The sequence below is a fragment of the Achromobacter sp. 18P8.1.1 genome (assembly GCF_057799415.1).
Map to the genome: position 1 here is coordinate 1 of NZ_JBYOKH010000048.1, position 14,911 is coordinate 14,911.

At 66.4% G+C, this 14,911-nt stretch carries 13 protein-coding genes; 8 read left to right on the forward strand and 5 right to left on the reverse strand.

Going from position 1 to position 14,911, the window contains the following annotated elements:
* Positions 1-139 precede the first annotated feature (139 nt).
* The 4 genes from AC27VE_RS24170 to AC27VE_RS24185 all read right to left on the reverse strand — a co-directional run bounded on the left by AC27VE_RS24170 (position 140) and on the right by AC27VE_RS24185 (position 4,763).
* Entirely contained in the window at positions 140-1,102 is a 963-nt protein-coding gene (locus tag AC27VE_RS24170; protein ID WP_488705200.1) for a FecR domain-containing protein, read from the reverse strand.
* 6 nt (positions 1,103-1,108) lie between these two features.
* Complete coding sequence (locus AC27VE_RS24175; protein ID WP_006223263.1) at positions 1,109-1,636, reverse strand: sigma-70 family RNA polymerase sigma factor; 528 nt, start codon at positions 1,634-1,636, stop codon at positions 1,109-1,111.
* Positions 1,637-1,738: 102 nt separating this feature from the next.
* Complete coding sequence (locus AC27VE_RS24180) at positions 1,739-4,138, reverse strand: catalase (protein WP_488705201.1); 2,400 nt, start codon at positions 4,136-4,138, stop codon at positions 1,739-1,741.
* A gap of 10 nt (positions 4,139-4,148) precedes the next feature.
* Positions 4,149-4,763: a ferritin family protein gene (locus AC27VE_RS24185; protein ID WP_088588227.1), complete on the reverse strand. Its 615-nt coding sequence runs from the start codon at positions 4,761-4,763 to the stop codon at positions 4,149-4,151.
* A 265-nt stretch (positions 4,764-5,028) separates the two neighbouring features.
* Here AC27VE_RS24185 and AC27VE_RS24190 point away from each other — a divergent pair, with 265 nt between their 5' ends.
* The 5 genes from AC27VE_RS24190 to AC27VE_RS24210 all read left to right on the forward strand — a co-directional run bounded on the left by AC27VE_RS24190 (position 5,029) and on the right by AC27VE_RS24210 (position 10,124).
* Positions 5,029-6,639, forward strand: coding sequence for a PepSY-associated TM helix domain-containing protein (locus AC27VE_RS24190; protein WP_488705202.1), 1,611 nt, complete (start codon positions 5,029-5,031; stop codon positions 6,637-6,639).
* On the forward strand, positions 6,636-6,986 hold the full coding sequence (locus tag AC27VE_RS24195) for a DUF3325 domain-containing protein (RefSeq protein ID WP_006223268.1): 351 nt from the start codon (positions 6,636-6,638) through the stop codon (positions 6,984-6,986). Before AC27VE_RS24190 ends, AC27VE_RS24195 begins: the two co-directional genes overlap by 4 nt.
* 145 nt (positions 6,987-7,131) lie before the next feature.
* Positions 7,132-9,126, forward strand: a complete 1,995-nt coding sequence (locus tag AC27VE_RS24200; protein ID WP_488705203.1) for a ribonucleoside triphosphate reductase — start codon at positions 7,132-7,134, stop codon at positions 9,124-9,126.
* Positions 9,127-9,178: 52 nt separating this feature from the next.
* Entirely contained in the window at positions 9,179-9,364 is a 186-nt protein-coding gene (gene nrdD / locus AC27VE_RS24205; RefSeq protein WP_006223271.1) for an anaerobic ribonucleoside-triphosphate reductase, read from the forward strand.
* On the forward strand, positions 9,330-10,124 hold the full coding sequence (locus tag AC27VE_RS24210) for an anaerobic ribonucleoside-triphosphate reductase activating protein (protein ID WP_488705204.1): 795 nt from the start codon (positions 9,330-9,332) through the stop codon (positions 10,122-10,124). Before nrdD ends, AC27VE_RS24210 begins: the two co-directional genes overlap by 35 nt.
* On the opposite strand, the gene AC27VE_RS24215 is transcribed toward AC27VE_RS24210, so the two are convergent.
* The gene (locus tag AC27VE_RS24215; RefSeq protein WP_488705205.1) at positions 10,115-11,533 is read right to left on the reverse strand and encodes an aminotransferase-like domain-containing protein; all 1,419 of its coding nucleotides are present in this window, start codon (positions 11,531-11,533) and stop codon (positions 10,115-10,117) included. The two genes, AC27VE_RS24210 and AC27VE_RS24215, sit on opposite strands and share 10 nt — an antisense overlap.
* Before the next feature lie 131 nt (positions 11,534-11,664).
* Between AC27VE_RS24215 and AC27VE_RS24220 the strand changes: the two genes are divergently transcribed.
* The 3 genes from AC27VE_RS24220 to AC27VE_RS24230 all read left to right on the forward strand — a co-directional run bounded on the left by AC27VE_RS24220 (position 11,665) and on the right by AC27VE_RS24230 (position 14,907).
* Positions 11,665-12,954 carry a hydroxymethylglutaryl-CoA reductase, degradative gene (locus tag AC27VE_RS24220; RefSeq protein ID WP_488705236.1) on the forward strand — a complete coding sequence of 430 codons (1,290 nt, stop codon included), beginning with the start codon at positions 11,665-11,667 and terminating at the stop codon, positions 12,952-12,954.
* A gap of 79 nt (positions 12,955-13,033) precedes the next feature.
* Positions 13,034-13,522 (forward strand): hypothetical protein, encoded by a 489-nt coding sequence (locus AC27VE_RS24225; protein ID WP_488705206.1) that lies wholly within the window; start codon positions 13,034-13,036, stop codon positions 13,520-13,522.
* Complete coding sequence (locus AC27VE_RS24230; protein ID WP_006223276.1) at positions 13,519-14,907, forward strand: tripartite tricarboxylate transporter permease; 1,389 nt, start codon at positions 13,519-13,521, stop codon at positions 14,905-14,907. The genes AC27VE_RS24225 and AC27VE_RS24230 overlap by 4 nt, the downstream gene beginning before the upstream one ends.
* Positions 14,908-14,911 lie beyond the last annotated feature (4 nt).

Genomic DNA, 14,911 nt, shown 5'->3' on the forward strand with positions numbered 1-14,911 from the left:
ATCGGCGCCAGCGGACCGGGATGGCGATGGAAAGACGTAGTGAAAGGCATAAGCTCGAGGTTTTCCGTGAATCAAATCCGACGTAATCCCTGCTAAGTCGGACGAGCACGGAAAAAGGACAATGCCAGGTGAAAATAAATCAGCCGCGGGCGACGACCCGGGTGTAATAGCGGGTGAAACGCGACACCCGGACGGGCAGCGCGCGTTCCACGGCGGCCAGCGCGCGGTCGGTGTCGTCGATCGGGAACGCGCCCGACACCCGCAGCGACGCGACCGCCTCGTCGCAGCTGAGGCGACCGGGACGGTAACGGTCCAGCTGCGCAATGAAGTCGTCCAGGCGCAAGCCATCCACGATCAAGAGGCCGCGGGTCCAGGCGTCGGGTTCGCCCGTGACGGCGCCGTCATGGCGGGCGCCCGCCCCTTCCAGCACGCCCTGTTCGCCCGCATTCAGCACCAGCGGCGGCCTTCCGTCCAGCGGCAGCAGCTCGACCGCATGCCGGAGCACCGCGACGCGCGTCTGCGTGTCTTGCCGGTTGACGGTGAAGCGCGTGCCCAGCGGGCGCACCGTGCCATGCAGCGTCGTCACGCGCAAGGGCGGCAAGCCCTGCGCGGCGTGTTCGGTATCGATCAGGATCTCGCCCGCGTGCACGGTGATGTGGCGGCCGCGCGCGTCCACGGCCACGTCCACCGCGCTGGCGCTGTCCAGCCACAGCAAGGTGCCGTCCGTCAGGACCAGTTCGCGTCGTTCGCCCGTTCCCATGCGGTAGTCAGCCAGATAACTGGCCGCCATCCGCTCGACCGGTAGCGTGCGCCAGGCCACCAGGCCGCCGGCGCCAAGCAGCGCCACCGCCCCCAGGCCGTTACGCAGCACGGCGCGCCGCCGCGTGAAGTGATGGTCGGCCCGGTACAGCGTATCGGCGGCCAGCCGCGCAGGCGCCGCGCCCAGCGTGCCGCGCAGCCGTTCGACCTGCCGCCAGATGCGGGCATGTTCGGGGTCGGCCGCCAGCCAGCGGCCATGCGCTGCCACATCGGCCGCGCTGACGTCATCGGCGCATAGCCGCGCATACCATTGCGCCGCCGCGGTAATTGTCTTGTCCGCCATCGCCGCCTACTGTCGTTCCAGGGCGTAGACCAGGCAGTGCTCGGTCGCGCGCGCCATGTACTTCTTGACCGAGCTGACCGTCACGCCCAGCTTGGCCGCGATGTCGGCATAGCTTGCGCCTTCCAGCTGCGACATGAGGAAAGCGCGCCGCACCTTGTCGCCCAGGCCGTGCAGCATGGCGTCGATTTCGCGGATGGTTTCCAGCAGGATGGCCTGCGTCTCGGGCGAGATCGCATGGGCCTCGGGCTGCTGCGCCAGGGTTTCCAGCCAGGCCCGTTCCAGCACCTGGCGGCGGATGTGGTCGACCAGCGTGCGCTGCGCCACCGTGGCCAGAAAGCTGCGCGGCTGCCGCACGCCCTGCAATTGGGCCATGGACGCGGGCGAAGCCAGCAGGCGGAGGAAAGTGTCTTGCGCCAGGTCGGCGGCCTCGGCGGGCACGCTCAGGCGGCGCAACAACCAGCCGCGCAGCCAACCGTGATGGTCGCGATAGAGCAAGCCCAGCTCGCGGTGCTCCAGAGATTCCGAGGACGACATGGCCGTAGCGCGACCGCTTCCTGATTTTTAAGAATGGGAATTGTAATCATTATTGATGATGGCGGGCAATTGCCCGCCATCTTCCCGGATGCCTACCCGCCGCTACACCATGGGCGGCACCGTTTCACGCTCGGGGTGCCGGTGCTTGGCCAGCGCCTCGATGAACAGGCCCGCGCTTTTCGCCGGCGAGCCGCCGCCCATCAGCAGGCCGCCGTCCGACTCGTCAGGCGCAATGCCCGCCGATCCGAACAACTGCCCGCCCCGTCCCAACGCCAGCAGCGTCTTGCCGTGGCGGAAGGCGTCGCGCAGGAATTCCAGCGCCCGCCCGTCCGTCTGCAAGCGCCCCACGGCGCCCTCGCCGCCCGGGACGATGGCCCCATCGAACAGCCCCGAAGGGTGGTTGTCCAACGACGCGTCCGCGTCCAACGTGCTGCCGTCCTCGGCCTGCACCGGGCCGATGCGCTGGCCCACCAGCCGCACCACCACGCCTGCCTTGATCAGCGCATCCGCCACGGCCGACACGGCCCCGCCGTCCACGCCTTCGGCCACCAGGATGGCGACCTTGCGCGTGGCGACGCCGCCATCGCCCGGTCTTGCGGTCAGCGACAGCGTCGGCGACACCTCGACCTCGGGCTTGGGCGGCTCGGCGATGGCGCGCGGCAAGGGCTCGGGCAAGGCCATGCCCAACTGGTCGGCCACGGCCATGGCCAGCTCGTCCGACACGTTGCGCAGCGACGCCACCATGCGCTGCCGGATTGCCGGCACCGTCAGCTTGCTTAGCTCAAAGGCGAAAGCGTTGATGATGTGCTGCTGTTCCCAGTCGGTCTGGCTATTGAAGAACAGCGTGGCCTGGTTGTAGTGCTCGGCGAACTTCTCGGGATGGCCGCGCAGTTCGTCGCCCGTCACCGGTTCCGGGAATGGCACGAAACCTTCCATGCCGGCCTGGAACGGGCAGCCGCCCGCCAACGAATTCGGTTCATAAGCCACCCGCCCGCGATGGATGGCCTGCCGATGCATGCCGTCGCGCTGGTTGTTGTGCACCGGGGCAAGCGGCGCATTGATGGGGATCTCGTGGAAATTCGGGCCGCCCAGGCGCGAGATCTGCGTGTCCACGTAAGAATGGATGCGCCCGGCCAGCAGCGGGTCATTGGTGAAATCCACCCCCGGCACCACGTGCGCCGTACAGAAGGCGACCTGCTCGGTCTCGGCGAAGAAGTTGTCGGGGTTGCGGTCCAGCACCATCCGCCCGATGGGCCTGACCGGCACCAGTTCCTCGGGCACGATCTTGGTGGCGTCCAGTACGTCGAAGCTGAAGCGTTCCGCCTCTTCTTCGGTGAAGACCTGCACGCCCAGTTCCCACTCGGGGCCGTTGCCGGCGTCGATGGCTTCCCACAAGTCGCGCCGGTGAAAGTCGGGGTCGGCCCCCGACACCTTGACCGCTTCGTCCCACACCTGGGAATGCGTGCCCAGCACGGGATTCCAGTGGAACTTCACCAGCCGCGATTCGCCCTGGGCGTTGACGAAGCGGAACGTGTGCACCCCGAAGCCCTGCATCATGCGGTAGCTGCGCGGAATGCCGCGATCGGACATCACCCACATCAACATGTGCGTGGATTCCGGCATCAGCGACACGAAATCCCAGAACGTGTCGTGGGCGGATGCGGCTTGGGGCATGCCATGATGCGGCTCGGCCTTCACCGCGTGCACCAGATCCGGGAACTTCATGGCGTCCTGGATGAAGAAGACGGGGATGTTGTTGCCCACCAAGTCCCAATTGCCTTCATCGGTGTAGAACTTCACCGCGAAGCCGCGCACGTCGCGCGCCGTGTCCTTGGAGCCACGTTCGCCCGCCACGGTCGAGAAGCGCACGAACACCGGCGTGCGCTTGCCCTTTTCGGCGAACAGCGACGCGGCCGTCAGGTCGGTCAGCGCCTCGTAGCATTCGAAGTAGCCATGGGCAGCCGAGCCGCGAGCGTGCACGATGCGCTCGGGGATGCGCTCATGGTCGAAATGCGTGATCTTCTCGCGCAGGATGAAGTCTTTCAGCAAGGCCGGGCCGCGCAAGCCCGCCTTGAGCGAATGCTGGTTGTCTGCGACGCGCACGCCCTGATTCGTGGTCATCATCTGATCGCCAGCATCCGAGCGCACGCGCGCCAGCCGGCCATCCACGGCATTCACGCCCGGGGCGGCCGCGTCGACGGTCTTGTCCGAAACCTCGCTTTCCGACAAGGTGCTGGCGCCCACGGACGGATCGGCAAGGGGTACGTGCGCACCGGTGACCGGGCAGCGTGCCGCCTCGGCGCCGTATTCGGCAGCCTTGTCGGCATTGTGGGGGATGGCCGCCACCGTGGCGCCCACGGCGGCGGCTCGCTTTAGAGCCGGATGGCCGGGCTTGCCGGCGGGACCGGCAGCGGGACCGCTATCGGTATTCATATAAGCGGTGTCGAGTGCACCGCCGCCCTTGCCTGCGGGGGGCTTGCCTGCGGGTTTCTTGCTTGCCATGGTCGGTCTCCTAGTGTTTCAGCATCTTGTCGCGCGACTGTTCGGCGCGGGATGCGCCGATCGCGGATTCCACCTGCTTGACCTCTTCGGGCGGCGGCAGCACGGCCGGAAAGCCCAACGACTCGATCCACAGTTCGCGGGACCAGCCTTGCGTGTGATACAGGTGATGGTCTTCGTCGGTCGCAACAGCGTCATAGGCCTGCTTCAGGATCTTGGCTTCCTTGCCCGTGTGCTGGTCGGCAATCACCCCGATCAGCGACCAATTTGCGTGATCCTTCGTTTCGGCCAGCACCACGCACTCGGTCGCCACCAGCTGCGCGGCATCCGGGTCCCCTGCACTGACCGCCATCTTCATGGCCTTGACCAGCGATTCGCCCAGATGACGGACGACCCCGCGGCCCGGTGTCTGGGTTTCGGGGTCGAGTCCCAGTTGTTCAAACACGGTCAAAAGGACGCGGTGGTGCGTGCGCGTCTCTTCCAGGTATTCCTTCCATTCTTTCTTCAGGTCGTCGTTGATGGCACAGGACACCGCGGTCTCGTAGACGGACAGGCCGCCGATCTCGGTCTCCAGCGCCTGATAGAGCAGTTCGTGGATCTGCTGGGCGTTTCCGGCTTTGTGTTTCATCAGGGGGCTCCTTGTTCAGTGGCACCTGCGGCCTGACCGGCCAGGGCGGACAGTCAAGCGGATGAGGCGCCACTACAGCAATCCCCATGCCTGATCACGCAACGCCTGCCCTCGCGAAACGGAAGGCCTGGAATCCTTAGCATCGCAACTCCGGCCCCAATTCGCTTAGAATTGGAACCATTCTCAATAAAATCAAAATCCGTCCGGCTCGCGGCGGCAACAACGAATAAAGAGGCTCGTTCTGAAATCCGGTTTCCGCCTATCCATGGCCTGGTTGCATACCTGGGTCGGCCTGTGGTTTTCCTGGCTGCTGTTCACGGTGTTCCTGACAGGGTCGCTGGCCGTGTTTTCCGAGCCCATCACCCATTGGATGACGCCCGAGCACCACGCGGCCGAAGCCCTGGCCGCCCAGCAGGAAAGCGCGCCCGTGGACCGCGCCCGCCGCCTGGAGCTGGCGATCGACTACATGTCGCGCAAGCACGCAGGCGCCGAGATGTGGGAGATCTGGCCCGTCAACCGCTCCCACGAAAACAGCCTGTCGGTCTATTGGTTCGACCAGAACGGCCAGTACGCCGATGCGGAACTGGACCCCGCGACCGGCGCCGAAATGGATGACCATCACGACGAGGAAGGCCGCGCCACGATGGGCGGCACGCACTTCGTGAACTTCCACTACACGCTGCACGAAAGCCATTACGGCCTGTGGATCGTGGCCTTCGCCACCATGGCGATGCTGGTGGCGCTGATTTCCGGCGTGGTCACCCACAAGCGCATCTTCAAGGACTTCTTCACGTTCCGCGTGAAAAAGGGGCAGCGTTCGTGGCTGGACGCGCATAACGCGGTCGCCGTGCTGACCCTGCCCTTCCAGTTCATGATCGCGTACACCGGCATCGTGATCTCCAGCGCCGAACTGATGCCCGCCCCGGTCGCCGCCCAATACGGCGCCGGCATGGAAGGCACCCGCCTGTACCTGGCCGAGATGCAGGGCGAAGTCAAACCGCTGCGCACCGGCACGCCGCTTGCAATGCCTAAGCTGGAACCCATGGTGGCCCAAGCCGAAGCGCTGATCGGCCAGGCCGCGCGCGCCATCGTCATCAACAACCCCGAAGACAGCTCCATGCGAATTGCGGTCTACGGCTGGAACGAAGACCGCGACACCTTCCACAACATCAGCGCCACCACCGGCATGGCCGAATTCTCGGGCGCCACGGGCGAACTGCTGCGCACGCGGCCCGCCGGCGGCGTCAATGGCGGCACGCCCGCGCTGGTGCGCCAGGTGATGAGCGACCTGCACATGGCGCGCTTTGGCGGGCTGGCCATTCAGTGGCTGTACTTCATCTGCGGGCTGGCGGGCGCCGCCATGATGGGCACGGGCGCCGTGCTGTTCATGGTGAAGCGGCGCGCCAAGCTGGGCAATGAATTCGGCGGCGCCACGGCGCGCATGTACCGGCTGTTCGAAGGCCTGAACGTAGCGGCGCTGGCCGGCCTGGCCGTGGCGTGCGTCAGCTACTTCTGGGCCAACCGCCTGCTGCCTGTGGCGCTGGAGAACCGGGTGCTGTGGGAACTGCGCTGCTTCTTCGGCGTATGGGCGCTGATGCTGGCGCTGGCCTGGCTGTGCAGCCCGCGCCGTGCATGGATCTCGCAGCTGGGCTTGTTGGCAGCGCTGTGCCTGCTGCTGCCGGTAATGTCGTTCGCGACGCTGGGCGACCATGTGTTCGCGCAGATCGCACGCGGCGATTGGGAAAGCGCCGGCGTTGAACTGACGGCCGTCGCCTTTGGCGTACTATCCGCCTGGGCGGCCATCCGTTTGTGGAAGAAGCCCCTGTCCGCGCCCGCCCAGCGCAAACCCCGCGCGAACCAAGAGGCTGCGGCATGAACATGAACGACGTATTCGCCATTGTGATGGCTTTGCTGCTGACCTACTCGGGCATGGCCTGCCTGAGCCTGGCGATGCCGCGCCATTACGACCAGGTCTGGGGCCGTGATCCGTCGGCCGGCCATACGCGCGTGCTGCGCGGCGCCGGCGTGCTGTTGCTGGCGCTGGCGCTCCTGCCTTGCGTCGGCCTGTGGGGCAATACGGTGGGCGTGGTCGCGTGGCTGGGCTGGCTGTCCGCGGGCGCGCTGCTGTGGGTGGGCATGCTGTCCTGGGCGCCGCGGCCTGCCGCCAGCACCGCCGCCCTGGCGGTGGCCATTTCGCTGGCGGGCATCGGCATCGGCTTCTGAGGCCCACGGGGCATTGCGCTTTGCACGGGCTCCTTCCCCGTGTTTGACCCGCATCAAACCAGGCTGATATCGCGCGCAGGCTACGCGCCGATAGCACCATATGTGGTGGTAGAGTTTTCACACCCCACTACATATGGTGTCAATAATGCCTATCCAACACATCCTCAAGCGTGACGGCCGCGTCGCGGACTTTGATCGCGACAAGATCGCGCACGCCATGGCGGCGGCCGGAACCAGCACGGGGGAGTTGGATCTGGCGGGCGCGCAGGCGCTGACCGATATCGTCATCGGCGCCTTGGCGGACCAACCCTGCCCCGGCGTCGAAACCATCCAGAACCGCGTCGAAGAAGCCCTGGTCCAGGCGGGCCACTGGCGCACTGCCCGCGCCTACATCGTGCACCGCGAACAGCATGCCCGGTTGCGCTCGCTGCGCCACACCCTGGTGGATGTGGAAAGCGCCATGGAGGAATACCTGGACCAGCGCGACTGGCGCGTCAACGCCAATGCCAATCAGGGCTACAGCCTGGGCGGCCTGATCCTGAACGTGGCGGGCAAGGTCACCGCCAACTACTGGCTGTCCAACGTCTTCACGCCCGAAGCGGGCCAGGCGCACCGCGACGGCGACATCCACATCCACGACCTGGACATGCTCAGCGGTTATTGCGCCGGCTGGTCGCTGCGCCAGTTGCTGACTGAAGGCTTCAACGGCATTCCCGGCAAGGTGGAATCCACCCCGCCCAAGCACATGTCGGCCGCCATAGGGCAGATCGTCAACTTCCTGGGCACATTGCAGAACGAATGGGCCGGCGCGCAGGCCTTCAGTTCCTTCGACACCTACATGGCGCCCTTCATCCGCCGCGACGCGATGACGTACGCCGAGGTGAAGCAGGCCATGCAGGAACTGATCTTCAACCTGAACGTGCCCAGCCGCTGGGGCACGCAGACGCCCTTCACGAACCTGACGTTCGACTGGACCTGCCCGGCCGACCTGAAGGAACAGGTGCCGTACGTGGGAGGCCAGGAAATGCCGTTCTGCTATGGCGACCTGCAGGCCGAAATGGACATGATCAACCGCGCCTACATTGAAGTGATGATGGCCGGCGACGCCAAGGGGCGCGTGTTCACCTTCCCCATTCCCACTTACAACATCACGCCCGACTTCGACTGGAACCATCCCAACACCGACCGCCTGTTCGAAATGACGGCGCGCTACGGCCTGCCCTATTTCCAGAACTTCCTGAATTCGGACCTGGAACCCCATATGGTGCGGTCCATGTGCTGCCGCCTGCAGCTGGACCTGCGCGAACTGCTCAAGCGAGGCAACGGCCTGTTCGGATCGGCGGAGCAGACCGGATCGGTAGGCGTGGTCACCGTCAATTGCGCCCGCCTGGGCTACACCTGCCAAGGCGACGAGGCGAAGTTGATGGCGCGCCTGGACACGCTCCTGGGCCTGGGGCGCGACGTGCTGGAGACCAAGCGCAAGGTGGTGCAGCGCTACATCGACCAGGGCCTGTACCCCTACACCCGGCGCTACCTGGGCACCTTGCGCAACCACTTCAGCACGCTGGGCGTGAACGGCATCAACGAGATGATCCGCAACTTCACGCATGATGCCGAGGACGTGACCACCGCCGCCGGCCATGCGCTGGCCGTGCGCCTCCTGGACCGCGTGCGCGACCGCATGACCGAATTCCAGGAGCAGACCGGCCACCTCTACAACATGGAGGCTACGCCCGCCGAAGGCACGACCTACCGCTTCGCGCGCGAAGACAGAAAGCGCTATCCCGGCATCCTGCAGGCGGGGTCCGACGCCCAGCCCTACTACACCAATTCCAGCCAGCTGCCGGTGGGCCATACCGACGACCCGTTCCACGCGCTGCAACTGCAGGAAACGCTGCAAAGCAAGTACACGGGCGGCACCGTGCTGCATCTGTACATGAACGAAGCCGTATCGTCCGCCGAAGCATGCAAGCAGCTGGTGCGCCGCGCGCTGTCGAATTTCCGGCTGCCGTACATCACGGTCACACCCACGTTCTCGATCTGCCCCAACCACGGTTATCTGGCCGGGCATCACGAGTTCTGCCCCAAGTGCGACGCCGAACTATTGGCCAAGCAATCCGCGTGCTGCGCACCCGCCTAGCGCGCGACATCCCGCCGGGCGCAAGCCCGGCATTCACCCCAAGGAGTCCTCGATGCAAACCTTGACCGTCCCCGCCCCCACCGCCGCGGCACCCGCCCTGCAACTGGACGACAGCCAGCGCGTGCGCTGCGAAGTCTGGACCAGAGTGATGGGCTACCACCGTCCCGTCTCTTCCTTCAACACCGGCAAACAAGGCGAATTCAATGAACGCCGCTTCTTCGTCGAGCAACGCGCCTGAAGGCGCGCCTCAACACGCTGAGTCCGGTACGCGCAGGCTGGCCGCAAGGCCGGCCTACGCGGCCCCGCCCCAGCCCGTTGTCCAACCGCTGCCGCGGCATTCGCCCGCCATCGGCGGGCTGGTGCCCTTTTCCACGGTGGACTGGCCCGGGCAACTGGCCGCAGTCGTCTTCATCTCGGGCTGCCCCTGGCGCTGCCATTACTGCCACAACACCGAATTGCAAACCCGCGCCGCCCGGTACGACTGGCGCGAAACGCGAGCCTTCCTGGCCACGCGCACCGGCCTGCTGGACGCCGTGGTGTTCTCGGGCGGCGAGCCTTTGAGCGAACCCCGGCTGCCGGCGCTGATCCGCGACGTGCGGCGCATGGGATATCGGGTGGGCCTGCACACGGCGGGCATCTATCCCTTGCGCCTGGCCGATGTGCTGCGCCATCTGGATTGGGTCGGGCTGGACATCAAGGCCGATGCGCAGGGCTACGACGACATTACCGGCCGCCGCGATTCCCAGCGCCCCGCGCTGGCCTGCCTGACGCAACTGCTGTCCGCCGGCACGGAATTCGAATGCCGCATCACCTGGCATCCCGACTGGCTGGATGAAACGCGACTGCTGGCGCTGGCCCGCGAATTGGCGCGCCGCGGCGTGCGGCGCTTTGCGGTGCAAGGCGCGCGCAGCTCGCCCGGCACCCCGCCCAGCCGTGCGCTTAGCACGCAGGGGCAAGCCCGGCTGACTGAGTGGTTTGCGGAATTCGCCTATCGCTGAGCCAACGACTCGGCCAGCGTCGCGTGAAAGCGCGGCGACCCGATCGCCCCGACGTTGCAGCGCGACCAGGGCGACGTGGCCGTCGGGTCCACGCTGAACACGCGGCCGGGCGCCATGATGACCTTTTCGGGCATCAGGTCGGCCGCCAACGTCAGCGAATCGGACACGCCGGGAAACGCCGACCACAGGTAAAGCGAGCTCCCCGGCCGCGCAAAGACCTCGGCCCCCAACGAATCCAGCACCTGCAGGGCATGGCCGGTGGCGGCCTCCAGCCGTTGCCGCAGCCTGACCAGATGCCGCTCGTAATGCCCGTCGCGCAGCATCACATCCACCATGCGTTCGCAGTATTCCGAACTGCTGACGTGCACCAGGGCTTTCAGGTCGGCCAGGTCGCTGGCCAGCGCCGCGTTGCAGGCGATGAAGCCCACTCGCAGCGCCGCTGAAAACGATTTCGAGAAGCTCCCGATATAAATGGTGCGTTCCAACTGGTCGAGTGCCGACAGCCGGACCGCGGACGTGGGCTTGAAATCGGCCAGCGAGTCGTTTTCCACCACCATCAGGTTGTAGCGCTCGGACAACTGCAGGACCTTATAGGCCTTGGCCAGCGAAATATCGGAACCGGTAGGGTTGTGCGCCAGCGACTGCGTGAAGAACAGCCGGGGCTTTTCGCGCTGCAACAAGGCTTCCAGCGCCACCACGTCGGGCCCATCGGACAGGCGCGGCACGCCCAGCATGCGCACGCCCGCCAGCTTCAGCTTGCCGAACAGGGGGTAGTACCCCGGGTTGTCCACCAGCACCGTCGCGCCCGGCGGCACGAAGTAGCGGATCACCAGATCCATGGCCTCGTTCGCACCGTGCGTCAGTACCAGTTGCCGGGGCGCCACGTTCACGCCGACGTCGCCCAGTTTGCGCACCAGGCTTTCGCGCAGCGGCGCGTAGCCGAAGCGGCTGCCATAGCGGAACAAGGCGCCCAGGCCTGTGCGCACCACCTTCTGGTGATAGCGGTCCATGCGCATGTCGGCCAGCCACTCCACGGGCGGAAAACCGTCGCCTGCCTGCACTGCGTCGGGCTGCGTCTTGAGTTGCTCGCGCATCAGCCACACGATGTCCATCGCGCGGCTTAGCTGCCCGGGTTCCTCGTCAGCCGCCTTGCGCGCGAAATCACCGTCCAGCACGAAGAAGCCCGCGCCGCGCCGCGGTTCCACCAGCCCTTGGGCCACCAGCATTTCAAAGGCCACGACCACGGTGTTCTTGGCGTACCGGTGCAGCTGCGAGAGCTCACGCAAAGACGGGAGTTTGTCGCCCGGCCGGTACACGCCGTCGGCAATTTGCTGGCCGATCAGCTTGGCCAGGCTTTCGGCGATGGGCGCGGCGCGCGGCCGCCTGCCCAGTTTGATTGCGTCTTCCATGCGTCGTTTTCCGCTTGAGTCCGGGCCAGAATTGGTGCAGTGCGATGGTACTGTTTGCCCAAACTGTACCTCTCAATAGCGGTACAGTTTACCTAGAATCAGGCCACTTAATTCTTATACGGAGACCTGCCATCGTGGCCGATTCACGCTTGCCCAACTTTCGCGCGCTGACCCCTGCGCAACGCCTGGCCGCGATTGCGGACGCCGCTTCGCTGACCCCTGAAGAACAGCAGTTGCTGGCCCGACCGGGCGCGCTCGGCCTGGACCGTGCCGACGGCATGATCGAAAACGTCATCGGCGCGTTCGAACTGCCGCTGGGCGTGGCGGGCAACTTCCAGGTCAATGGCCGCGACGTGCTGGTGCCGATGGCGGTGGAAGAACCGTCCGTCGTGGCGGCAGCCTCTTTCATGGCGAAGCTTGCGCGCGAATGCGGCGGCTTCGAGACGTCCAGCAGCCGTCCGCTGATGCGTGCCCAGGTCCAGGTGCTGGGCCTGACGGACCCGCATGGCGCGCGCCTGGCGCTGTTGCGCGAACGCGAGCGCATCGTCACGCTGGCCAATAGCCGCGACAAGGTGCTGATTGGCCTGGGCGGCGGCTGCCAGGACCTTGAAGTCCATGTCTTCCCCGACACCCCGCGCGGCCCGATGATCGTGATGCACCTGATCGTGGACGTGCGCGACGCGATGGGCGCCAACACCGTCAACACCATGGCCGAGGCCGTGGCGCCGCTGGTCGAAACAATCACGGGCGGCTCGGTACGCCTGCGCATCCTGTCCAATCTGGCCGATCTGCGGCTGGCGCGCGCCCGCGTGCGCCTGACGCCCCAGGTGCTGGACACCAAAGACCGTAGCGGCGCCGAGATCATCGAAGGCGTGCTGGACGCCTACACCTTCGCCGCCGTCGACCCCTACCGCGCCGCTACGCACAACAAGGGCATCATGAACGGCATCGACCCCGTCATCGTGGCCACCGGCAACGATTGGCGCGCGGTGGAGGCCGGCGCACACGCCTATGCCGCCCGCTCGGGCCGCTACACGTCGCTGACGCAATGGGAAAAGGACACGTCCGGCGCGTTGGTCGGCACGATCGAGATGCCCATGCCCGTAGGCCTGGTGGGCGGCGCGACCAAGACGCATCCGCTGGCCAAACTGGCGCTGAAGATAATGGACGTGAAATCGGCGCAGGAGCTGGGCGAAGTGGCGGTCGCCGTCGGCCTGGCGCAGAATCTGGGCGCGTTGCGCGCGCTGGCCACCGAAGGCATTCAGCGCGGCCACATGGCGCTGCATGCCCGCAACATCGCATTGGTGGCCGGCGCCGTGGGCGCCGAGATCGATACCATCGCCAAGCGCATGGCGGCGGAGCAGGACGTCCGCACCGACCGCGCGCTGGCCTTGCTGGAGGAACTGCGGCAGTCGCGATAAGCCCGGCCGGCCCCGGCCATATAAGAACAGAGGCGGCGCGCGGCATGGCCCGCGCCGCCCGACCACAACGGAGAGAGACATGGAAGCAAAATCCCCGGCGCCATCCTGGCGCCTGGCCGAGGTATGGAGCGACACCGTGGACCTGCGCCAACTGGCGTGGGCCATCGGCATCGGCATCACCATCAGCGTGGCGGGTTTCTATGCCGCCAGCCGCTGGTTGCGCGGCATGGTCGCGTCCCCCGAACTTGCGCACGCCTACGCCATGCTGGCGGGGTTGGCCGGCTGCGTGATCGCCGGTGTCATCTGCGCGCGCCTGTTCCCGCCCAAACGCGAAGTCATCGAACACACCTCCACCCATGACCCGGCCTGGCGCGCCGAAGTGCTGGCCGAACTGGCCGAGCAGCCCGGCGGCCTGGGCACGCTGGCCGATCTTCCGGAAGCGGTCGTGCGCGAGCTGAAGGAACTGGACCTGTACGACCTGTTCACCGAGCCGCCCGCCGCCCAGGCGTCCGCCACTCATGCGGTGCCCGCCCGCCCCCAAGGCGCATCCAAGGAGGCACTGGCATGAGCGATCCCGCCCTGCTTGAACAAATCATGGTGGCCGCCGCGATGGGGCTGCTGGGCGCGGTGGTGTTCGCCGCGATCGGCCTGGTATCCGGCACCGACGAAACCACGACGCTGGCCCCTTTGACCTTGCTGGTGGTGCTGCTGGGCGTACCGCCCGCCGGCGTATTCACCTTCTTCCTGGCCGGCGCGGTGGCCAAGCACATGACGCACGCCGTGCCCACTGCCCTGCTTGGCATTCCCGGCGACACGCTGGCCACACCACTGCTGCAGGACGCGAACATGCTGCGCAAGCTGGGCGTGCCGCACATCGCCCTGCGCAAGATGGTGTCCGGCGCCATCGTGGCCGCCTTTGTCGCCGTGCCGCTGGCCGTGCTGTTCGCCGTGCTGCTGGCGCCGTTCGGCGCCGCCATCACCAAGTCCGCGCCGTGGATCTTCCTGGCGGCAGCTGTGCTGATCGCCTATTTCTCGGCAGGCCGCTGGGCTGCGGTGGCGCTGCTGGTGCCCTTCGTGGTCGTCATCATCGCGCTGCAAAGTTTGACGGCCAAGTACGGCGTCAAACTGAGCATCAGCTATTTCCTGGGCATCGCCATCGGCCCGCTGATCGCAGACCTGTTCACGGTGATCTCGCCGATGGGCCGCGCGAAGATGATGCGCGACAAGGTGCGCACGTTCTCGCTGGCGCCGGACGTCAAAGGCTGGTCGGGCTACTTCCCCAACCCCTTGAAGGTGATGGACCGCACGCAGACGCGCTGGACGCTGGCCACGGCGGCGATTTCCAGCGCCACCTTCGTGTTCAGCCCCGTCGCCATGACCGTGGTGCTGGGCGAACTGGTCGGCTCGCGCATCAAGCACGCCTACCATCGCCTGACGACGGTGCTGTCGGCGCGCAATGGCGTCACCGAAGCCACCTACATCGCCGAGGCGCTGATTCCGCTGATCGCGTTCGGCCTGCCGCTAAGCCCGGTTGCCGCCGGTCCTGCCGCCCCGCTCTTCAACGCCCCGCCGCGCTTTACCGTGGATGCCGCCACGGGTCAGACGCACAACCTGCACAACCTGCTGAACCACTGGGAATTCCTGGGCTACGGCATGCTGGCAGTACTGCTGGCGGCGCTGGTGTCCTACCCATTCGCGATGAACTTCGCACGCCGCGCCGCGCTGTTCGTGTCGCGCAAGGTCAGCCACGAAGCCATCATCGCCACGTTCGTGGGCCTGATCATCGTGATCAGCATCTGGGAAGGCCAATTCCTGGGCCTGCTGGTGATCCTGACGATGGGCCTGTTCGGCGGCCTGCTGTCGCGGCTGTTCGGCTTCAATACCGGCGTGCAGTTCATGGGGTACTACACCGCCGTGCTGTCGGTGCCCGCCATCGTGAAGTTGATGGCGTAGGCCT